The following is a 20,246-nucleotide window of genomic DNA, read 5'->3' as shown; positions in this document are numbered from 1 at the left end:
CACCTCTCACCAGCGAAAACGACGGCGGCGGGCGTCGAGCAGGGGCTCGAGACGCCGGCCCAGATCGACCAGGCCTATAATCAAATCCTGATTCTGCGTGGCGCCCCTGACCTGCAGTGTAATGGTCGCGTGCGGGCCGATATTGATCTTGGTCGCGCCGTCAGCGTTGGTGACGCACAGGGCGTTCTTCGCGCCCTTTATATCGATGTGAAGCTCCGCGACGACACTGGACTCATGGCAGTCAAGCGTCGTTGTGCTTAAGCCCATGACGATGCTTTCTGGCATGTCTATCTCATGGTGTTCAGCCATGTAGCTGTTCTCGACCGTGAGATCGCGGTCGGTCAGCTTGCGCGCCATGTCGTCGCTCATCCTGGCGGCAGCCCCGCTGCGCTCTCGCAGATATGTTTCCCAGATGTCCGGCTGGAGGGCATTGAATGCCTTTGCCGCGTGGCGGGCTTTAGTGATGCTTTTCATGGGTTCCTCTGCTGTTTGCTAATGGTACGTGCGGCGAAGTGCGGCGCGCGGCCGCCCTATCTCGACGGGTTCGGTCGTGAAGTAGGACTTGGTCTCCTCGCTCTCGAAGCCGCTCACGATCTCGAGCGCTTCCACGACACGTATGAGAGTCGCGGCATTATCGTCGCCGATGAGTGCGGGGGGCTCGCCCTCATAGGTGCGCGGCGCGGCCGTCTCGCGCGCCTGGCGGAGTCCTTCCGCGAGATCTTTCAGAAGGTCGGCGGCCGAGAAGCGAGCTTTGCGGTTGTCAGTCATTGGCCGCCTCCAACTTCGAGCCGGTAAAAATCGCGGCGGCGGAGATGCCGGATAAGGAGTCCGACTCGGCTCGGCTTGACCCAGCAGATCGCGCCGGAGCGCAAGCGCCGGCGATGGCCGCGGCGATCATGCGGAATCGGCGAGCGGTGGGTGCCGGAACGGCTGCTGCCGGGGCTGGCCTTGCGCCGGGTGTCGAGCTTCGTGGTGTAGAGTTCGCCGATACGGCTGGCATCGAGATGCCAGATCGGCGGCAATGCCGGCTTGCCTTTCTCGCGGCGGCGCTTGTTGAGCTTCTCGTCCGGGACCTCGCGCTTCAGGGGCAGGCGTGAGTCATTGACCAATAGCAGCAGCGTGCGCGTCGCGACCGCCAGCCCGGTAAGGATCAGCATCTGCAGCTCGGTGGTGGTGTCGTCGACGACCGGCAGCCCCCTGGGGTCCGGTTGAATCCAGGCGCGCAAGGCGAGCCCATGGGCGCCGTTATCAGGATCTTCGCAGAGTAGAGCGACCGTGACCTGTTGAAGCCGGCCGCGCTCGTCGCCGCGCAACACGAAAAGCGTCGGCGACTGGTCGATCGTAATGATGATCGGCGTCGCCGTGAAGGGAACGCCGAGCCCTTCCATGACCTCCGCCGGCGGTGTCTGCAGCATCAGTTCCCTGAGAGACAGGTTGCCGTCGATGCTGAAGGTGTGCCCGGCCGCGTGGGCTTCCGTCGCGGCGTGGAGATCGGTCGAGGCGCGCCGGGTGGCGGGATCGTCCATGCTGCCGGTGCCCACCATTGTCGCCTGCGTCAGCGGGGAGTTAGTGAGCAGCTGCCGAAGGTCGGCATTGCGGCCGTTGGGCACCGGCGGAAAGGCGGGGTCGAAAATCGCGCTGGCCACTGGATAAGTGCCGGCCGGCAGCTGCCGAAGCGGCAGCAGTGAAGTGGTTTCGTTTCTGTCGTGGATCGTCATCCGACGGCCCTCCTTGCTGGTTCAAAGAGGGCGGGGTTTGCGGAAGCGCTCGCTTTCGGCTATTTCTTCACGGTCGGCTGGCGTCGACCAACTTAGAAAAAGCCGGGCGGTGCTCTCCGTAGAGCCCGCCCGATTTCATGCTGCCGGCTCCTCCTGCAATTCGACATCGGCCAGGCGCCGGAAGTCGTTCAGCGTGAAGGCCAACGTGCGCCAATCGGGCAGCGATGGCATGTGCACGAACGGCCGATCGCCAGCATATTCGATGCGCGGCAACAGGCCCTGGCGGGCGAGCCGGATCAGATCCGACGGGCTGATCCTCTCGAGCAGCATGAAAGCCTCGACCGGCGCCCAGAGCGGCTCTGGCTCCGGTTCGGTCTTCCTGGGGTGAAATCTGGGGGGTTTGGTCATCGGCGCCTCCATGGGAGGCTTCCCATTATGCGCACATTTTGCCGGCTGTCTGTGCCGGGAAAGTCGATTTTTGGCACATAGGCCGTCTCATCGCTTCTTGCCGCCGAACGGAATGATGTTGGCACCATTTTCCTTTCCCACCTCCTTGCGCATGAGTTTTTCGAGCTGCTGCAGGTCGTAGTCGCCGCCCCATTGCGGTCGCATCGCTTTACCGGCCCTGGCGTCCGCCTGGCCTTCCAGGCGCGCCGCCTCGACACTCGGCCGGATGTTGAGCTTGCGGACGGTCTTGTCGAAGGCGTTGCGCGAAATGTCGATGATGGCGGCGTTCTCGAGGAGCACCGCCTCGACCGTCCTTCCGGTGAAGCCGACGCGGTAGTAGACGCCCATGCTGAAGTAGAAGAACGCCACCGCGTAGCGCCCACTGCCGCCGCGCAGCCCCTGCACGGTCGCCGGCGCGACCAGCGGCGTCACCGCGTTCAGATTGAGCAGGTTGAGCGCCGCCGCCATATTGACGGCCAGCCCCGGCGGTAGGGCATCGGAGAAGTCGAGGAGGAACTGTATGATCATCCGCCGCTGCGTTGCCGCCTCGTCCTGATCCATCGCCTGCAGGGGAGCCACCGGTATGCCGCCGGCCTGCGCGGCTTCGGGCAGCCAGCTCGGCGTCAGCGCAAGGCTCGATCTCGCGATGCGGGCGACGCCGAGGCGTTCGGCGAGCTGCGGCCCGATCAGCTCGCTGAGGAGCGTCATCTTGAGCTTCCAGATATCGTCGTAGGCGGCGGCGAAATGCTCCGGGTCATTGATGCTGGCGACCGCCTCCTCCTGCTGCGCGAGGCGGTCGATCAGCTGGCGCAGGCTATCCCAGTGGGTGCGCTTCATGTCTTGGCTTCCTCGCCGGTGAACTCGCATGCGGCGACCATCAATTCGTAGGCAGCCAGCGCGTCGTCCTGGGCGGCGATGGTCTCCGCGGTACTGGTTGCCCGCGTCTCGCGCTCGAGTGCCGCCTGATAGCGCGCCAAGGCGGTGAGACACACGCGCCCGGCCGGGGTCTGCAGCCAGGCCTTCACCTGTGGGTAATCGTCGCTGCTGTTCATTGTGATCTCCTCCACATGTTGCGCATGTTTGCTGTCGGCGGCCAGGTTGACGAGTGCCGCCAGGGCGCGCCGCCGCCTGAGCGCTCTGATGCCGGTCAGCGCCGCGATGGCGCTCGTCGCCTTCCGGGCAGCCGCCTGGGCGGCTTCGCGGGCGGCATAGGAATTCGCCTGCGCTTCGCGCTCGCGCGCCCGGTGCAGCTCCTCCAGCAGCTGCAGGGCGGCGAAACCGGCGGGCGTGACCGTGCCGTCGATGGCGATGAACTCATGCACGGACTCGGGGCTAACGCTCATCTTGCCGTCTCCAACCGGGGTTTGCTGGGCCAGCACCACGAGACCCGAGCACCTGGTCGAGCCGCTTGTCAGACAGGCCGGGTGCCGGCAATCGGTCGCTGGTCGTGCCGACCGTCGTCCAGCCGGGTCGTTCGGCCCGCGCAAACAGCTCGAGCCGGCGCACGTGCGGTCCGAACAACCGCTCGATGCGATCGTAGGCCTCGTCGGGCTTTTGCGAATGTCGTCGCCGCGGCGCCATGATGATCTGGGATATGCCGCGATCGAACCGCTTCAGCGGCTTGCCGCGGGTTGCGAGGAGGCAAGGCTCGGAGTTGGCGCGGGTGTAGAAACCGGTCCCCAGCGCCGGCAGGCCCTTCTTGGTTATCTTGATCCAGTCGAAGAGGCAGGTCTTGCCCTTAAATCCCCAGGCATCGAAAACGCGCTGCACGTTACCGCACGCCTCCTGCGGCCAGGTCGTCCATAGGCAGCCCGTGCAATCCTTCGCGGCAAGCTTCCTGATACGCGGGCCGAGCGCCATGATCTCGGCGAGGTTCATCGTCGGATAATGGCGGTCGGCGCTGCGGCCCAAGCCCTGCTTCGAATAGGTTTTGAACCGCCAGGCCGGATCGAAGAGCATGATGTCGAAAACCGCTCCGACGGAAATCAGCGCGTCAAGCTCGGCGAGGAAGCTGCCGGATTCAATTTCGGCGCGGAAGGCCGGATCGTCGATGGCCAACCTGATGGCATTGCGTTCGAGTGGCGCGACTGGCGCAGCCGTCGCCGCGAAGGGTTTCGACATTCCATCGCACCCTTCACGAAGCCTTGTGGCCGGCGATCAGTTTCCTGAGCGCGCCGACCGTGATCCTGACGGCGCGGCCATATTTGACGACCTCAGGTCCGACGCCGGCGTGTCGCCAGCTTTTCAGCGTCTCGGCCGAAAGCCCTAGAATGTCGGCGGCTTCGCGCATGGTCAGGCCTACGGAATCACTGAGTTTATCGAAGTCCAGACGTGGATCGCGGCGTTGCGCTTCGCCGTGAGCTGCGGCAGCTGGTTGGGGATTGTTCTTTTTGGGCGCGCCTCGCGGCGCCGCGGTTGGCCGGGGCTTGCGACGTTTGGGCATGTCGCCTGAGGTAACGATCTGACGGGAAGACATTGACAGCAAAACTCCTGAAATCGAGGAACAGATGAATGCACGGACCTTTTGCTGTGTCCTGGTGCCTGCTTCGATTTCCGGTTCGCTGTGTCCTGTCTGGTCAGGCCATACTGGCGCGCGGGCTGGCGGTGGGTCAAGAGGTATTGTTGGGCGCAGACGTTGCTGCCGACAATCCCGACAATCCGAGAAATGCGTGTACCTATGTACACAACTTTATCGGCGAAAAATTTTTGTGGCAGCCTGAACACATTTTGGCAAGTCGTCCAGGCCGGTGCTGTCGGTCAAGCCTGCCGGCGGCCGGCGCGGCCTTGTTGCAGATTTGCGCGTCGTCTTCGTCTCCGCCTGCGTGGGGTTCCACCTGCCGCGCATAGCGTCAGCGCCGAAATCCGGGCCTTCCAACAGGTCGCGGGCAGTCGGCCCCGGGCGGCATCTCTGCTTCGGCCCCATTCTCGGCGAGAGGTGCGGCGGCAGTCGGTACTGCCATTGACGCGCCCTCGTCAGAGCGAAACTCAAGGACGACACCACCAAGAACAAGTTGCGCGCTGAGGCCACGGCTTTGCTCTGGCTTGGCGAGGAAGCCGAACGGATGATAATTTTGTCCGAGTACCGCGCCGGCCTTATCCCGGCTAAGCATGCGGCACTCGCCACCCCGAAGGCGGCCAGGGATGCCGTCGAGCGTGTCTTGAAGGCGCGCCAGGCGGAGGCAGAAGCCAAGCGGCTCGGCGCCTGCCATGTCGGCGACGGCGTCGAGAAGCTGCTCGCTGGACAGAACGATGCCGCCGAGCCGGTCGGCGCCACCGATGTCCAGCTGCGGGCGGCATTCCGCCAGCGCCCGGTTCTCCAGATCGCCTTGCTGTATATCGCCGAGAACCAGGACCGGGCGATCGATCTCGCCGATAGCATTCGTAACGAGGTCAGACAGGCGCGTATTGACGCCAAGGATGCCGCGACACGCGCCAAAGCGAAGGCGAAAGCCTGAAGGGGTTTGCTATCGTCAGGCATGCGCAAGACCGTCATGAAACTCAAACCGGATGATCTTCCGACGACCGGCTGGTCAAAAGTCGATGTGGTCGGCTTGTGGAAATCGGATCTGCTGCCGCTGATCGAGGCTTCGCGGGCTTTGCAGTGGCAACTCGAGGACGCCGTGCGGCCGTGAGCCACGTTGGGGCCTACAATCGCATACAAACTAGATAAGCTCGCTCACCGAGACGTTCCTACGGGAGACCGCGGCCAGCAATTCGGCCCCGTTCTCAGTGACGCACAGGCGCGCCAAGCTCGAGCTGCTCCTGTACGGGATGGGCAGAACTTCATTTGGCGTCAAATCGCAAGAGATTGGCGGATCGCCGTATGAGGCTCTGATGCTTCGCGCCTATTTAATTGTGAGTGTCGGATGGGCTGTTTGAAATTTCAAAAGGATGGATTGACATGAAACGTGTACTGGCCGTGATGGCCCTCATTCTCAGCGTGTCGAGCGCGCATGCGCTAACCGCCGAGCAGAACAAGCACTACAAGATCGGCGCTCGCATGATCGAGTGCAGCGCCTATTTCCGCTTGACTTCGGAAGCCGCATTGGCCGTTGGCCAGCAAGACACTGCCACCGCGCTGGAAAATCTCAAGAACGGATGGGAGCTGGCCGGTATGTTCGTGCTCGCCGACGGTCTCGAAGACCCGACGCGGACGAGGAAGGTGACCGCAAGTATCCAAGATGCCATGCTCGCGCGGCTGAAAGGCCAAGTGCAATTGGAGGGCGATAAGTGGGGTGATCTAGCGGTCAAGCAGTTCGACGCCGACTGCCGCCCATACCTCGAATACCAGGAGTCGATAATTCAGTTCATGAGGCAGCAGAAAACGCAATGACCCACGAAGAGCGCATGGTGATCCTCGATCTGTGCAGACTGCTCGAGGCTTATACATGGAGCTCATGCGCTTCGAAGAAGCCGTTCATGATTTTACCGCACTCATTCAAATCAATCCCACCGTGGCGGGCTATTACGATAATCGGCAGAGTGCGCTAAAATCGCTGGGGTACATGAACGAGGCTTTGCAAGACGCGGACATGACTGTCCGGCTGGCTCCGAACCATTCATTCGCCTATCGCAGTCGCGGAGTCGTTTATGCTGCTGCCGGCCGTTACGATTCCGCCATCGCAGATTTCAGCAAGGCGATTTCGATCGCTCCACGCGCCGGAGGGCTTTTCCTAGATCGGGGCAAAATTTACGCGAAAGTGGGCACTTACCGGGAGGCCATCGCCGACTTCTCCCACGCTCTCGACATAGATGACAAAATGCTCGCCGCGTATCGCGAGCGTGGTCTTGCTTTCAAGCAGCTTGGCGACCTCGAAGCTGCTCTTGCTGACCTCGCATGGTGCGCGAAGTTCGAACACAGAGATGCGGAAGGATATAAAGGCCGCATCGTTTGCCTCGAATGGCGTAGGGCGTTCGCCTGTGGAACGATTGCCTGATGCAAGTCCGCCCGAAAGCCAGGGTGGGTCATCGGGAACTGGCTTCTTGATATCTGCTGAGGGGGACATCGTCACGAACGCCCATGTTGTCAGCGAATGCTCAAGGCCGGTAATAGTTTTCGGACAGCATCCGCCCAGCTCAGCGCGAGTCCTGGCGCGCGACCAGTCCAACGATCTCGCCATACTTAAGGGCGACTTGAAACCTCCTCGTCTGGCAACATTGCGAATAGGCGCCAAGATCGGCGAGACAGTTGGCGCTTTCGGCTATCCATTGGTGGGGCTCCTTTCGACAAGCGGAAATTATACGGTTGGCAATGTGTCGGCCATGACTGGTGTGGGCGACAATACGCGATATCTTCAATTTTCAGCCCCGGTTCAGCCAGGCAACAGCGGTGGACCCGTGCTCGATCAGAGCGGTAACGTCATTGGCCGGAAAACTTGATACAATGAAGATCGCGGCCGCAACCAATGACGTCGCCCAAAACGTCAATTTCGCAATCAAGACTGCGCTGTTGACGAATTTCCTTGAGGCAAACAATGTCAGTTACGCGACCGCAGCTCTCGGACAGCCGCTTTCGCCTTCAGATTTGGCTGAACGTGCGAAATCGATCTCGGTTCTTATCAGATGCGAAAAATAGCGGGGCGCTGATTTCGCCTCAACGGCGATACAGGCTTCGAACTCGTCCATGAAGCAGTCGCCAATGAACTATTTCCAAATCACTGACTGGATAGATAAATTTCGGAAATTGAGGTTATCCGATCTGCCAGAATGTGGGCTGGAAAGCCGGATTTTCTTGCAAATTCGATTGGGGATTCCTGACTCAGCGAAGCGTGATTCTCTCGGGCTGAGGGCAATAGACCGAGGGGGATCGCGCCATGAAGCCGCGGGAACGTCGCGAGAAGGGTGAGCAGGATCTGTTCCGCTCACGGCTCGATCAGATCATCAACATGGAGCACGAGTTGGTGAGGCTGGCAAAGGCGATCACATGGCGCTTCATCGAAGAGAGATGCGGCGAGGGCTACAGCGACGGCCCCGGCATGCCGCCTCTACCGACCCGGCTGATGGCTGGACTTGCGATCCTCAAGCATACCTTCGATCTCTCCGATGAGGAGCTGTGCGCGCGCTGGGTGGAGAACCCCTACTTCCAGTATTTTTGCGGCGAGGAGTTCTTCTGCCCCCACAATCGACTTTCTAAACGTACTGTTTGACAAATGCTCGGGAGCTTGTGAGCGGGAGTCTCGTTGCGCTTAAAAACAGTATCGGAGAATCTGTGGGTCGATCAGGGATATCTGCCGCCAAACATCACAGCCCGTGCTCAACCCGAGCGTTGTTGCATTGCTTCACTCGACCTGCAGGACACCAATGTCGGTTTCCAAAAAATCATTCTTTCCCCAATTTGGATTTTTCCGCCTGACAAGTGAAAAGAGCACCAGCATGCGAGATACGCCCTCTTCCTCGCTAACCATGAACCTAGCGATTTCAACGAGATGGGTGTTCTAATATTTTATCCTGCACTGTGCGCCTTCATACCTCGTCCCACGAGCGCTCGTGCTGCACGGCACTCAACTTAATCCGATCGGCCTACGTGGGATACATCGTCATCAGGATTCGCTTCGGCAATTGTGAATGCGCTTGGTAGCCTGCCGATATATTCATCTTTAGGCGGAGCAACATCAGCCGCCGATCTTGCGCGACGTGGGGTAGGCGAAGAAAATAATCGCACAATGTTCGTTTTAAGCTGGGGACAGAAGAACTCGCTGGTAGCTCGATGGATTACATTCTGCTGATGCAATTCTACAATCATGATGGCATAATATTTTTGTGCGGTTGATTTTTTTTTCGACACAGCTAGAGGAGTAGCACACATGCCTGACATTTTTCAGATGTTACGCAAAGAAATCTCGCTGGACTATTCATTTCACGCTGTTACGAGCCGTCCCAGCAAGTGGGCCATTCTGCTCCTGAAATTCAACAACGAGCCAAAACCTTCCACTCCCACACTCGATTTCTATGAGCGCCTTTTCACCGGCAAAGGCGCAGGCACCCTCAACGTCCCCGAGTTCTTCTCAGACGTCTCTCACGGCCAACTCGATCTCTCAGCGTCCAAGGTCTTCGATTGGATGACCATCAACGCAAACCGCAGCGACTACGCCGGCAATATCGCCGACAAGGATGTCCCCAAAGGAAAGTTCAACCGCAACGGCCTCATGACCCTCGGATATCAGACCGCCCTCGATAATAAGGTTCCCGTCGGTGACTACGAGGGCATCGTCTACTCCTTCTCCGGCAGGATGGACCTCTTCGGTGTCACTGGCGGCATGGCCGCCGTCTGCGACACCGCATCGCTCTGGCCCTCGCTCCTTGGGCAGGAGATGGGACACGGTTATGGCCTTGACCACTCCCGCGCCGACGGTTCCAGCCAGGAATACAAGGATATCTGGGACATCATGAGCACCAACGTCGGAGGGACCTTTTCCACCCCCAACCCCAACTACTCGTTCGTCGGTCCAGGCATGAATGCCTGGAACATGCGCTCGCGTGGCTGGCTCAACGAAAACCGCGTATGGAAGCCTCTGTTTGAACATTTCGGAACTCAGGATGTCGTGCTCCGCCCGCTTCATCGCCGGGATCTGCGCGGATACCTCGCCGCTGAGCTTGGTCCCTACCTCGTAGAGTTTCGCGTTGCGGAATTATGGGACGCTGGGCTTCAGGGTGGCGGCGGTATCCTCGTTCACCGGTTCGCCGACAATGTTTCTTATGTCATGGGTTCTCCCGCCTCGGTCGCGCTCTTCTCGCCGTTTGGCGCACACCCGCAAAAGGTTGGAGAACCTTTCCAGGTCGGTGACGACGCGCATCAGTTCAGCCCTCTCTACCGCTGCGAAGTCATCGCTATCGACAACTCTGCGCGCACGGCCACCGTGCGCCTCTCATATCGGGCGGCCGCTAAACCACCAGGCCCTCACCAGCGGCCGTTTGAGCTTGGCCCTCTCGTAGACGAAGGTATAAACTTCTACGTTCAGAACGGTCACGTAGTGCGCATACCGCCCCACGGACCGCTCATGCAGATCATGCAGCAGGTCATCGCCCACACCGAAGCCTCCACGATTCCCGACACCGGTATTCGCAGCCTTACCCAGGCCACCGCCCTCACCAGCCTCATGCGCCACGCCGCGGACGCGCTCCGCGCCCTCGACCCCATCCGCTCCCCAGCCCCCAAGCCTCACAATCCCCAAATCAACGCAAAAAAACCTTCTCAGCTCAAGGCCACGACAAAACTCAAGGTAGCGAAGATTCGTAAGCTGAAAAACAGTTCGGGAGAACGAAGTTAGTAGATTTGGGTCGACCGCGAGGTTATCGGGACCCGCTATCGAATGGGGCGTGACCTGTTGGCGGATGCGATGCTGCGACTTGAGGCCGCCGGCTTCCCAGTCGTGACGTCGATTCACGACGAGATCATCTGCGACTAGCAAGGCAACCGACGCGCGATGGGTGAGCCGGTGTAAATCTGCGATAGTGAACCGCGCCTTCATTTCAACCGCACAAGCAGTCCGGAGACGGTCGGATCATCCTCACAAATCGTCGGTTTTGCAAGATCCCCGGCATCTGCCCCTCGGCCCAATCAAATACGTATGCCATTGCAAAGCATCACGAATACGCGGAACAGGTATTGCACAAAGTGTCGAGCCATTAACCGGCGAACCAGGCGAACCCGCTCCGTCGGCAACGATTGTGCTGCACTACGGTTGATTTGCTCCGCAGCAGCCGGGCTGCCCTGGCGAAATCGACACGCCCACGACGGCCGCCGGCCTTGCGTACCGCGGGTTGACCAAGGAGCAACTCGCTGCGGAGATTTCGCTTGGCCGCATCGCGAATCCCGACAAGATCGCCAAGGCGGTGCTGTTTCTCGCTTCGGACGATTCCTCCTTTATGACGGGCGCTATGATGTCGGTCGATGGCGGCAGTACGGCAGCTTAGTCAATGGGTGAATCGGCGATCAACATCAAGGGCGCTACAAATGCACCAATCTCTGCAACGTCCGCCCCAAGTCGGCTTCAATGTTGGGAGCTGTCCCTTGATCCAATCCCCAAATGTGCGAGAAATGCCACGTGCGGTGTTTCTCAGAGTTCACTGGTCGAATGCATGAAGCGTCTTCGATTGAGACAAGTGCTTCGATCCTCATAATACGATCCCGCCGAAAATGGAGATGGTGACCGTAGGATAGGCAACTGGCGGCGATCAAAAGGATGATTTCGCCTTATTGCTTTCTGGCGGCCTGTCTTGTTGGCGTTGGTATAATTGCGGGGATAGGCTGGAATTTACCAACGCTGCACAAGGCATTTCATTCACATAGCAAAAAAATTTGACTCCTAGCCCGTCCGCCAAGCGGCCGTCTCCAGACGAGACGAGAAACCCCGCCCAAGGGAGGGCGTTCCATGGACGGGGCTCTTGGGTTCCGCCCGCTCTAAGGCGGACGGCACTACCTTAGCGGAAAAAATGTACCTTCGGTAAAGCGGACCTTGATTAGCCGTTGCGGAGAATGATAAACTTCGCCATGTCGCCGTTCGCTCCATGACGAGGTTTTCTCTTCGAAGAAACCCCAGCGATCGGGGGTGGAAAACGGGGTTTGAAGAAGGCCATGCCACTGATTTGGCCTCGTTGCCGGACAATACCTTCGACCTCGTGGTTAGCGTTTTTTTTTTTTTTTGGAGCATGCTCGCGCCGAGGCCATTTGATGTCGCCAAGGAGATGGCGAGTGTGACCCGACCCGGCGGCCGAATTGTTATGGGGAATTGGATACCGAGTGACCCCACGCTCGTTGCGCAGATTCTGGAAATAAGCGCCGCCTATACGCCGCCGCCCCCTGAAGGCTTTATCAGCCCGATAACCTGGGGTGTTGAGTCCAACGTCGTGGAGCGGTTCGGCAATGCGGGCGTGCCGGAAAAGAACATGTCTTTTGTGAGGGATACTTTCCGGTTCGACTTCTAGCTACGCAACAAGAGGGAGAGGATTAACGCGCGTCGTACCTTCTCGACCACTGAATAATTCCCATGCTTCCATGCATTCCGGGCTGCATTTCGGTGCGCCGGTCGCATTGCCGTCGTGCATCAGGCACCTACCGTTCCTCATCGCGCCGTTCCGGCACGGCTTGCCGTTCCGTCTCGAATTTGGCCAGGTATGATCCTGTGCTTAAGCGTGAAGCCTCACGGGCATTTCTCCGACTGCCATTTCTCGTCGTAGCGAGGCTTCGTCCCCTTTGATTTTATCTTGCAACAAGCCTAGCACCGAAGAGGTGTAACTCTTGTTCATTGCGTTTGTATGTTCACAAAATGATTCCAGTGTTCGAATGAAGGTCGCCTTGTCTGATTCAGAAACGTCTTTGATGTTTAGTATTGTTGTAGCGGCGCTGTAGAGCGCCGTCTGCTCTCTATCCCATATCTGAAATAGGGTATCCAATTCTGATGACGCATCCTTCATTATTAGTATAATATTTTTTGACTCATTCAATCCATATTGTTGAGACTTTTGCAGTAGAAGATTCAAACCATTGAGCAAATCAAGTACTTTCTTCTTCATCTTTTGTTTCGTAACGGCTCTAAATACAATAGGTGAAAATTCACTTTGATCCTTCTCAAGAAACATGAATCGATATTGCAATCCTATTTCCATAGCTTTCAATAGCAGTGTAGTTTTGGGGTCGCCATAGTCCTTTCCCTGCAATATCTCGACTATATAAACCTCAAATTCAGTCGCATTGCTGTAAAAATTGGCGATTCTTGATGTGAATATCCGAAAGCTCTTTTGCCTGTCGAAGGATAAAATCATGTTATTCTCGATAAAATTGCTCTTCTTCGCGGCCCCCATCAATGCTGTGAAGGCTTCGTGCCAGGCAAAGCGAATATCTTCGCCCTGGGCCTTGGACGTAAATTGAGCCCAGGTAATTGGTCCGGACAATCCTTCCTCAAGACCAAAAGCTTCGTTGCAGGGCCCCTCAATTCTTAGCGTGGCATCCTCGATTGAAATGGCTTCATCACCTTTGACGGTAATGACGAGTTTGCTTTTTGGAATGACTACCGACTTTTCTCTGTTAAGCATGAGCTCAAAAAGCCTCGTGCAAAGATTCACTGAATGTGCGCGCAGCTGTTCGATTCTTCCTTCGAGGCTTACAGTTCTGCCTACCGTACCTATTCCGCAGGCATGAATAACATCCTCAATATCGCCAAGCAGCCGAAAAATCATATTATCTGGAGAGTTTCTTGCGTGCCTATTAGATAGGTTTTCAAGATTTGACGTGAGGTCGGTCGGATCGAACCTAACATCCCGCAGATGCGTCGGATCAATGTCCACACCCTGGAACTCATCTAGGGTACCCGGTATCCGGGCTAATACAGCAAATGGAATCATACGACGGTTCAGGGAGGGCCATCTTTCCATTGTGGGTTTTGATCGCAAGGAAAAGGAGAAGCTACCGATTTCAACACCGGTAAAGGAATGACTTGGTTTCAATCGTCCGGTCGCAATGGCGATCAGAATATCTGTTCGCTCTATGCTGTCGTCTATAATCTTCCGCCAATTCAGCCCACTCGGAAACTCGCTCATTTTGGTGATCTCAATCTCGTGCAAAAATACCTGTCGCAGAGTGGTAGCGAGCGCGTCGGCTACCGTCTCGTCTTCCGAGGCATAACTAAAAAAGATATTCAAAGCAGCGGTGTTGGAAAATGGCATGACGTTCCTCCCGAGCCAGCCAGATGTCCGATGTCATAACGAATCTGGGGCATGAGGCTCTGATACCTTCTCGGCACAATTCTTTCAGCCTTGCGAGGCTCGCGGGCCTCACTCCAATTTCTCAACGCCCTATCGAGCTATGAGCCTTTGATTGGAATATGGTGAGACTTGCCGCATGCTTATGTGTGACAGTCTCCATCTCAAGACTGTGAACCTGATGAATCATAAGGCGGGATTCTGACGAGCGCTGTGGTAAAAATCACAATGACAAACGGTAACACCAAGCTAGCGATGGTTGCTTGTGGATGATCACATCGCAGAACCAGATGTATCCCGTGGGCATAAAGGTACCATAGGAGAACGTTCATAGCAATGCGGCGCGTTTTCTCCTTTGTTGCATAATTCCCATGCTTCCAGGCGTTTCGGTTACCTTTTGGAGAGCCCTTTGCCTTGCCGCGATGCATTCGGCACCTACCATTCTTCATCGCCCCGTTCCGGCGCGGCTTCCCGCTCCACCTCGAATGAGCTTCGCATCTCCCACTCCCGTGAACAGAATGTTTCAAGCGCCGGTCACGTTTGCGGGATTGGCGCGACATGACGGCGAAGGTCGGGGGGCTCGGACGCTGAAGGTTTAGTCGACCGTGAACATCGTGTTTTCACGTGAATGCGGATCGCGGCTGAGGCAAGAGCGCGATCAGGAGGAGACGCAAGAGAAGCCTCAGCCAGGTGAGCAGGACCGCGAGCAGGTTTGGAAGCCCGGTCAGACACTGCGGCAGCCAGACGCGAGCCTCCCTCGCCGCCGCTTCGAAGGCTTTCTTTGCCGCTTCGGGCTCAGCCTTGCCCGCATGTGCTTCAGTCACCAGCCTCGCGGTGCCATCACCCTTGGCGCTCCTCGGCCATTTGAGGAGTTCGGCGGCTGCCATCTCAAGGTTGTTGACTTGTCGGACCATGCCCGGCTTGGCCCAGTCCATGACGCACGCCGGAGGATGCGAAAACCATTTCATGGGCCGACTATGTCAGGGTCAGCCGTCCGTCGGCAATGTGTCGAACAAACGGAGCAAGCGCTCGACGTGGTCAAGATGGTTCTGCTGGGTGTGCTCGAAGAGTGTCACTATCCGCCGGGCTTCAGCGTCGTCCTGACCTGCCGCTGCAAGCTGGTCCGCGATGCGCCTTTGAGCTTGGACAAGCACCTCTCCCCTTTCGGCGTATCGCCTAGCGGTCGCCAAGTGCTCAAGGAGTTCGGCGCGCTCCATGGCGAGGAAGCCTATCGCGGAAATCGACGCCGAGGGGATCCATGTGATCTCGGTCAACACCTTGTCGACACTCGCCTCGGTGTGCCCGTTGATGGCCTTGGCGACTGCGCGCAGTCCGACCTGGGTCTCGGGATCGGAGACACGCTCGGCGGCGACGGTCACCCATGACGGCGAGACCCGCGGCATGCGTGAAGTGCTCATACCAAGTGAGTTGCTTCATGACACGCGAGAAAAGCGGAAGGCATTGCCGCTTGATAGAGCTTCGCGAGCCTAGGCCAGCAAACCATTGCTGCGGAGGCCCGCCTGTGCCGATCCTACAGTTCGTCTCGGAGCTTCGAGAGCTTGACGAAGGTTTTGACAATCGCCACCCCTTCCTCTTCGGTCGGCTTATCGCGCTCGCCTGCGCCGACGCTGGATGCGCCAAGGCCGCCTCGCGCAGGATGATTGCAAGATGATCGTCTATGATCAACGCCGCTTGAGAAACTCAACCGACAGGGTGAAGTCGTCGCGCTTCGGCGTCCTGCCTGGTCTGATGGCCGCCTCTTGCGCCAACGCTTGGAGAGCCCAGGCTCTCATTACATTTTGACTTGGGGTTTGCCTCGTGGGTGCGGTCCCCCTCTCGATGCGCTAGCGAGGGAGGGGGCAGATAGGTGAGGGGTATGGTGCACTCCATATCCTAACCGGCCCCTAGTCCACCCTACCCACCGGATGCTAGCGGAAGGGAGTAAGCAGTCCATGCCCATTGAATATGCAGCAGGCGTAGCGATCCACTCAGGGAGGTATTTTTACTCGAATTGATGATTGCCTGTGCCGCAACACGCGCCCCCTCTTCGCTGAAATGCCAATCAGAGGCGTACAGACTTTGGACATCCTCTCGTTTCTTGAACATTTCCGCAAGATCGATGACTTCCACGCCGGCTTCCGCCGCAGCCTTCAGGACGCGATTGCGCAATGAGTCATAGACGAACTCGTGTGAGATCATTCCGCCATAACGGGCAGCCTGCGGAATATAGAGAAGCCGTAGTTCGCCCCCCAACTCTCGGTGATCTTGGCGGCCTCGCGCAATATCTGGACATATTCGGGCTGCGGCCGGAAAACCTTTGGGTAAGCGATCCCAAGTTCAGAACTCACCTGGCGCAAGGCAAAGGAGTTGTCAGAAGGCCCTTGTAACGGGCTTTTCGGTGGGTAGCCTGGTCGCTTGACGCTCGATAGAAGTTGTTGATCCGTGGCGCGGAAGAAAGACAATCAGCGAACGGAATTGGAACTGCAGAGACCTGTTTGGTCGGGAGGAACCATCCGGCCCATGAAGGGTTGCCACTAGTCAACCTTCTAGACAGGAGCACTCCATGAATCGCGATCAAGACAACCGTGATCGGAATCAGCAACAGCAAGGGAATCCGGGGCAGCGGCCCGGCCAGGAGCAGCAAGGCGGCGGAACGAAGAACCCCGGTCAGCAGCAGCAGAATCCGAACCTCAGACATCCTGATTATGAAGACGACGACCGCACTCCGAGCGGCTAGAACAAGTGATGCGTGCAGCGGAGCCCCTTCAAACGAAGGGGCTCTTTATGTTTCTGCACGGTCCACGAATCCCAAGCTTCTGAGGTTTGCAAATGCCCCCACGTCGTCGCACTACCGGTGTGAGCCAGAAGAGCGGGGTTTCTACCGGACGCCACATTCAGTCGGCGGTCGATGGCAGGGACCGCAAGCGAGGTTCAAAAGAACCATCGAAAAAGGCTATGCACGCAGGCGTGCGCGGCACCCCGAAAGAGTTTCCGCGCTGTGAGGCAGCCTCGATGGGCATCGACTCATCCTTTGTGGCAGTTGGACCGTCTCGTTCCGTCGCCGATGCCATGTTGGGATACGCCATCGGCAATGCTATCGAGCGGTCTATTCGTCAACCGGAAGGCTCAAGGCTACGAATATGTGAAGTCGCCCACTCGTGAGAAGAGGGACGATGGCATTGAAGCGCCTGAGACCGCGCAACGGTGCCAGCTGGCACTTGGGACTGTTTCGGGGGCGCGATCGACGCCCTGGCGGCTATGACCGACGGCAAGGCAGTGACCTGTGTGGGCCATAAGAGAGACCAAAACGGCCGGCTGATCGCCCGTTGCTCCACCGATGAGGTGCCGGACGTGGGCGCCAGACTCGTGGCCTCGGGCCTCGCCTGGGCGTTTGTCAAGTATTCGCCGGACTACATTGCGCTGGAAATGCAACCACGGCGCGGCAAAGTCGGCATCTGGCAGTCGAAGACGCAACCTCCGTGGGAGTATCGCGCCAGGCGCTGGGCAACTACAGCGCAGATCAGCTCAGAGGGCTGTCCGATCAAGGGCAACATCAACGACAAGGGCGAGCGGATCTACCACGCTCCGTGGTCGAAGAGTTATGCCAAGACGCGGATAGACACTTCGAAGGGCGAAAGGTGGTTTTGCACCGAAGCCGAGGCGAAGGCTGCCGGATGGCGGGCGCCGTATCGGTGATGGCTGGGCGGAAAACGCCTGATATAGTGGGGCATGCACCGCGACCAAGCCAGCACCACCACTGGAGACCTTATGCGAGGTGACGCCGGCTGGTGGATCATAATTCCTCGACCGCTTATTGCGGAAGCCGCTTAAACACACAAGCGATGCTTTCGACTTCGTGCTTCAACACTGCTATATCGTTTGGCTCCCAACCGACGAGGGAATGTCCCGGGTCTGTCCAGACATATCCGTTGCTCTTTAAAGCCTTTTCAGCGAGTTCTAAAACGCCTCTAGCACATGTAGCGGGATCACCCGCCTCCGCCAGGGGGAAAGTATACTCTTTGGCCCGCTCATCCCTTATCGTGATCTGCTCCACCCAATTACCATGACGGGTTTGAAATTCTGCGTGCGCAACGCCACAGCAAGATAGAGCGACAAGCGAAACAGTTAGGCGCACCATTTTGTGCCTCCGCAAATGCCTTCTCGCTTCCGCGCCGTAACATATTACTAGACTGTTGTCGTCCGCTAACTTATTCCCACTCTATTAGTCGTTCTTGTCGGTGCCGTGCGCAGGTCGGCAGTCGCCCGGTTGATCTGGACGCCCCCGGCCCACTTCTACCGGTCGCTGTGCTTGGCGTCGTCGATGCTGACGACGAGGACAGTCTCGAAATCTTCTTCGGCACCTGGCTCAGGTTCCCGTAAACGAACAGAACGGGTCGGTTTAGCCATGCAGTATCATGGCTAGAACGGTCCCCTACGGGTCGGTTTGACCAGGCACTATACTGGACAGAACGATCCCCTACGGGGAGACTTCTGCCAAACCCGCGGGGTCTCTTCGTTTTAAGGCTGCTCGAACAATAGCCCCCGCCATTCGTAAGGTCCTGCCGGTGATATCCGCAGGGCCTTTTTTGTTTGGTTGAAGACCTGCGAGGGCCAGCCATGCCCTCAGGCTGCGCCTAACAGCGCTGAGCAAGGCGCTCTTGGCACAACATCGTGTGTAAATGGCAGCCAAGAGCAAGCGCCCCCTCCCCAGGCTCCCCATCTAAGCGGCGTCGGAAAACCTGAAAGGAACCTGAAAATGAAACGCTTGTTGCGAACCACCACAACGACCCTCGCGGCCGCTTTGACGGTCGCAGCGTTGTTTTCCTCCAGTGCTTATGCGGGCCAATCGAAGCAGCACCACAACTCCGGTTTCGGTACAGCAAAGCACGAGTGCCGGACTTTTCTGTGGAGAAAAAACTGTGAATCTTCCCACAGCCGCCCCGATGAACATCGCGCGAGTCTCTCTGGCCTCGGAAGCCGGACCTCGTCGCACAAGACACACGGCAATGTAGGTTCGGCACCCGGTGATACCGGCGGTTCCAATCAGACCGCGCTGGGCAGCGACCAGGGTGGCAGTAGCCCGAGTGGCAGCAACCCGGGTGGCAGCAACCCGAGTGGCAGCAACCCGAGTGGCAGCAACCCGAGTGGCAGCAACCCGGGTGGCAGCAACCCGAGTGGCAGCAACCAGAGTGGCAGCAACCAGAGTGGCAGCAACCAGGGTGGCAGCAACCATGGAAACAACGGCCATGGAAATGATCCCGATGGCAATGACTCTTCCAATCCTGGCCACTCCAATAATGGAGATGGAACGGATGCGGATGGATCGCCCGGCGGTGGCAATGGTTCGAATGGCGGTGGCAATGGTTCCAGCAACGGCCATGGCGGCAACAAACCGTAAGATGACGCCCTGAACAACAAACTCCCCCGGCCTTTCTGGACGGGGGGGGCCAAGGGAAAACCTTGTCCCGGAACACCAGCGCCGGCGAGGCTTTCTCGCTAAAATAAGGTGATCTCTCCACCGTCTCCGTCGGAAACCTTGTCCCCCCAATCAAGCGTGCTTACAACTTGCGCTGCAAGACTAGTCCTTGCGGTCAAGCGTTTCGCAGCTTCCGTGCGTCCGACCTGGGCTTTTGTTTTGAGTGGTCCGCCGGCGCCATTATGTGCAGTTCTGGTGAACGCCGGCGGGTGCTGTGCCGGCGGGGGTTGCCGGTGCATCAGGATTGCATGCACCCGGTCATCCGCCAATGTCATAGGTTAAGGGCGGTTAATTGCCGTAGCTAGGTCGAGACGAAGACCGGCCCGCTCCCCTTGCAGTCAGCGCAGGTCCTCGTAACCCTGTCAAGATGATCGGGCCATAGCTCCGACCCGTCACATTCCAGGCACCCAATCCAGCCGGCGCCTTCTGCCACGATAACGACCTGGCGGACGAGTGGCGTCTCGCCATTCTCCCCCGCATACACGGTCATCTGGGTTTTCATTGCCGACGCCGGTGATTCCCATGGACGGTGGCCCGCCAGGGACTGGGCATAGCGAAATGATCGCCTGGCGGGCCTTGGGGCTACCTGCCGCAGGGCAGGCAAGAGGCAATACCGAAAGGTCGGGATGTTCCGGTGCTGCGACTTGGTGCGATTTGGGAATCCAAGGGGCAGCTTTTGCATTTTAAATGCTCCGCCGGCGCCAGCATGTGCAGTGCGGGTGACGCCGGCCGTTGCTGTGCCGGTGGGAGCCGGCGCCAAAGAATAGCATGTTCTCAGTCACCCGCCCATACAGTTACGTGAGCCTCTAACGAAGTGGCTTTAACGAAACGAACACCCGCCCAGTCCCCTTGCAATCCGGGCGCCGCCTCGCTTTGCCGGGCAGATGATAGCGCCAAGCCTGAGCCAT

General features: G+C 58.3%; 24 protein-coding genes and 1 pseudogene. 13 read left to right on the top strand and 12 right to left on the bottom strand.

Annotation, left to right across the window (positions count from 1 at the left end):
- Positions 1 to 6 precede the first annotated feature (6 nt).
- The 8 genes from G5V57_RS24380 to G5V57_RS24345 form a co-directional block, all read right to left on the bottom strand.
- Positions 7 to 474, bottom strand: a complete 468-nt coding sequence (locus G5V57_RS24380) for a hypothetical protein (protein WP_165170242.1) — start codon at positions 472 to 474, stop codon at positions 7 to 9.
- Between the two features lie 18 nt (positions 475 to 492).
- Positions 493 to 768: a hypothetical protein gene (locus tag G5V57_RS24375; protein WP_165170240.1), complete on the bottom strand. Its 276-nt coding sequence runs from the start codon at positions 766 to 768 to the stop codon at positions 493 to 495.
- Entirely contained in the window at positions 765 to 1,718 is a 954-nt protein-coding gene (locus tag G5V57_RS24370) for a hypothetical protein (protein WP_165170238.1), read from the bottom strand. The genes G5V57_RS24375 and G5V57_RS24370 overlap by 4 nt, the downstream gene beginning before the upstream one ends.
- A 135-nt stretch (positions 1,719 to 1,853) precedes the next feature.
- Positions 1,854 to 2,126: a hypothetical protein gene (locus G5V57_RS24365; protein WP_165170236.1), complete on the bottom strand. Its 273-nt coding sequence runs from the start codon at positions 2,124 to 2,126 to the stop codon at positions 1,854 to 1,856.
- Between the two features lie 87 nt (positions 2,127 to 2,213).
- Positions 2,214 to 3,002, bottom strand: coding sequence for a hypothetical protein (locus tag G5V57_RS24360; RefSeq protein WP_165170234.1), 789 nt, complete (start codon positions 3,000 to 3,002; stop codon positions 2,214 to 2,216).
- Positions 2,999 to 3,508 (bottom strand): hypothetical protein, encoded by a 510-nt coding sequence (locus G5V57_RS24355; protein WP_165170232.1) that lies wholly within the window; start codon positions 3,506 to 3,508, stop codon positions 2,999 to 3,001. Before G5V57_RS24355 ends, G5V57_RS24360 begins: the two co-directional genes overlap by 4 nt.
- Entirely contained in the window at positions 3,498 to 4,223 is a 726-nt protein-coding gene (locus tag G5V57_RS24350) for an MT-A70 family methyltransferase (protein ID WP_165170230.1), read from the bottom strand. The genes G5V57_RS24355 and G5V57_RS24350 overlap by 11 nt, the downstream gene beginning before the upstream one ends.
- 76 nt (positions 4,224 to 4,299) lie before the next feature.
- Positions 4,300 to 4,455 carry a helix-turn-helix domain-containing protein gene (locus G5V57_RS24345; RefSeq protein ID WP_165170228.1) on the bottom strand — a complete coding sequence of 52 codons (156 nt, stop codon included), beginning with the start codon at positions 4,453 to 4,455 and terminating at the stop codon, positions 4,300 to 4,302.
- A 772-nt stretch (positions 4,456 to 5,227) separates the two neighbouring features.
- Between G5V57_RS24345 and G5V57_RS24340 the strand changes: the two genes are divergently transcribed.
- The 10 genes and pseudogenes from G5V57_RS24340 to G5V57_RS24295 all read left to right on the top strand — a co-directional run bounded on the left by G5V57_RS24340 (position 5,228) and on the right by G5V57_RS24295 (position 12,089).
- Positions 5,228 to 5,620 carry a hypothetical protein gene (locus G5V57_RS24340; protein WP_165170227.1) on the top strand — a complete coding sequence of 131 codons (393 nt, stop codon included), beginning with the start codon at positions 5,228 to 5,230 and terminating at the stop codon, positions 5,618 to 5,620.
- Between the two features lie 21 nt (positions 5,621 to 5,641).
- The gene (locus G5V57_RS24335; RefSeq protein WP_165170225.1) at positions 5,642 to 5,797 is read left to right on the top strand and encodes a hypothetical protein; all 156 of its coding nucleotides are present in this window, start codon (positions 5,642 to 5,644) and stop codon (positions 5,795 to 5,797) included.
- Positions 5,798 to 6,066: 269 nt separating this feature from the next.
- Positions 6,067 to 6,498, top strand: a complete 432-nt coding sequence (locus tag G5V57_RS24330; RefSeq protein ID WP_165170223.1) for a hypothetical protein — start codon at positions 6,067 to 6,069, stop codon at positions 6,496 to 6,498.
- Between the two features lie 55 nt (positions 6,499 to 6,553).
- On the top strand, positions 6,554 to 7,102 hold the full coding sequence (locus tag G5V57_RS24325) for a tetratricopeptide repeat protein (RefSeq protein WP_165170221.1): 549 nt from the start codon (positions 6,554 to 6,556) through the stop codon (positions 7,100 to 7,102).
- Entirely contained in the window at positions 7,029 to 7,544 is a 516-nt protein-coding gene (locus tag G5V57_RS35365; protein WP_371744610.1) for a S1C family serine protease, read from the top strand. The genes G5V57_RS24325 and G5V57_RS35365 overlap by 74 nt, the downstream gene beginning before the upstream one ends.
- Before the next feature lie 4 nt (positions 7,545 to 7,548).
- A complete protein-coding gene (locus G5V57_RS24315) occupies positions 7,549 to 7,740 on the top strand; it encodes a hypothetical protein (RefSeq protein ID WP_165170217.1) in 192 nt (63 codons plus the stop codon).
- Between the two features lie 238 nt (positions 7,741 to 7,978).
- Positions 7,979 to 8,275, top strand: a pseudogene (locus G5V57_RS24310) (transposase); the annotation flags it as partial.
- Positions 8,276 to 8,968: 693 nt separating this feature from the next.
- Positions 8,969 to 10,432: a hypothetical protein gene (locus G5V57_RS24305; RefSeq protein WP_165170215.1), complete on the top strand. Its 1,464-nt coding sequence runs from the start codon at positions 8,969 to 8,971 to the stop codon at positions 10,430 to 10,432.
- A gap of 451 nt (positions 10,433 to 10,883) precedes the next feature.
- Complete coding sequence (locus G5V57_RS24300; protein ID WP_165174243.1) at positions 10,884 to 11,078, top strand: SDR family oxidoreductase; 195 nt, start codon at positions 10,884 to 10,886, stop codon at positions 11,076 to 11,078.
- 594 nt (positions 11,079 to 11,672) lie between these two features.
- Positions 11,673 to 12,089 (top strand): class I SAM-dependent methyltransferase, encoded by a 417-nt coding sequence (locus G5V57_RS24295; protein ID WP_165170213.1) that lies wholly within the window; start codon positions 11,673 to 11,675, stop codon positions 12,087 to 12,089.
- A gap of 201 nt (positions 12,090 to 12,290) precedes the next feature.
- Here G5V57_RS24295 and G5V57_RS24290 read toward each other — a convergent pair whose 3' ends face one another.
- The 4 genes from G5V57_RS24290 to G5V57_RS24275 all read right to left on the bottom strand — a co-directional run bounded on the left by G5V57_RS24290 (position 12,291) and on the right by G5V57_RS24275 (position 16,115).
- On the bottom strand, positions 12,291 to 13,826 hold the full coding sequence (locus G5V57_RS24290) for a toll/interleukin-1 receptor domain-containing protein (protein ID WP_165170211.1): 1,536 nt from the start codon (positions 13,824 to 13,826) through the stop codon (positions 12,291 to 12,293).
- 656 nt (positions 13,827 to 14,482) lie between these two features.
- Positions 14,483 to 14,797, bottom strand: a complete 315-nt coding sequence (locus tag G5V57_RS24285) for a DUF982 domain-containing protein (protein ID WP_165170209.1) — start codon at positions 14,795 to 14,797, stop codon at positions 14,483 to 14,485.
- 51 nt (positions 14,798 to 14,848) lie between these two features.
- Positions 14,849 to 15,280, bottom strand: a complete 432-nt coding sequence (locus G5V57_RS24280; RefSeq protein WP_165170207.1) for a hypothetical protein — start codon at positions 15,278 to 15,280, stop codon at positions 14,849 to 14,851.
- 496 nt (positions 15,281 to 15,776) lie between these two features.
- Positions 15,777 to 16,115, bottom strand: coding sequence for a hypothetical protein (locus G5V57_RS24275; protein WP_165170205.1), 339 nt, complete (start codon positions 16,113 to 16,115; stop codon positions 15,777 to 15,779).
- A 310-nt stretch (positions 16,116 to 16,425) separates the two neighbouring features.
- On the opposite strand from G5V57_RS24275, the gene G5V57_RS24270 reads away from it, so the two are divergent.
- From G5V57_RS24270 to G5V57_RS24260, 3 genes are all read left to right on the top strand, one after another.
- Positions 16,426 to 16,599: a hypothetical protein gene (locus G5V57_RS24270; protein WP_165170203.1), complete on the top strand. Its 174-nt coding sequence runs from the start codon at positions 16,426 to 16,428 to the stop codon at positions 16,597 to 16,599.
- Between the two features lie 467 nt (positions 16,600 to 17,066).
- The gene (locus G5V57_RS24265) at positions 17,067 to 17,558 is read left to right on the top strand and encodes a thermonuclease family protein (RefSeq protein ID WP_256378599.1); all 492 of its coding nucleotides are present in this window, start codon (positions 17,067 to 17,069) and stop codon (positions 17,556 to 17,558) included.
- Positions 17,559 to 18,618: 1,060 nt separating this feature from the next.
- Positions 18,619 to 19,260: a hypothetical protein gene (locus tag G5V57_RS24260; protein WP_165170199.1), complete on the top strand. Its 642-nt coding sequence runs from the start codon at positions 18,619 to 18,621 to the stop codon at positions 19,258 to 19,260.
- The last annotated feature ends 986 nt before the right edge of the window (positions 19,261 to 20,246 follow it).

It is taken from the genome of Nordella sp. HKS 07, assembly GCF_011046735.1.
Lineage (GTDB): Bacteria > Pseudomonadota > Alphaproteobacteria > Rhizobiales > Aestuariivirgaceae > Taklimakanibacter.
The sequence above is the reverse complement of the archived record's forward strand: the minus strand, read 5'-3'. Positions and strand labels throughout refer to the sequence as shown.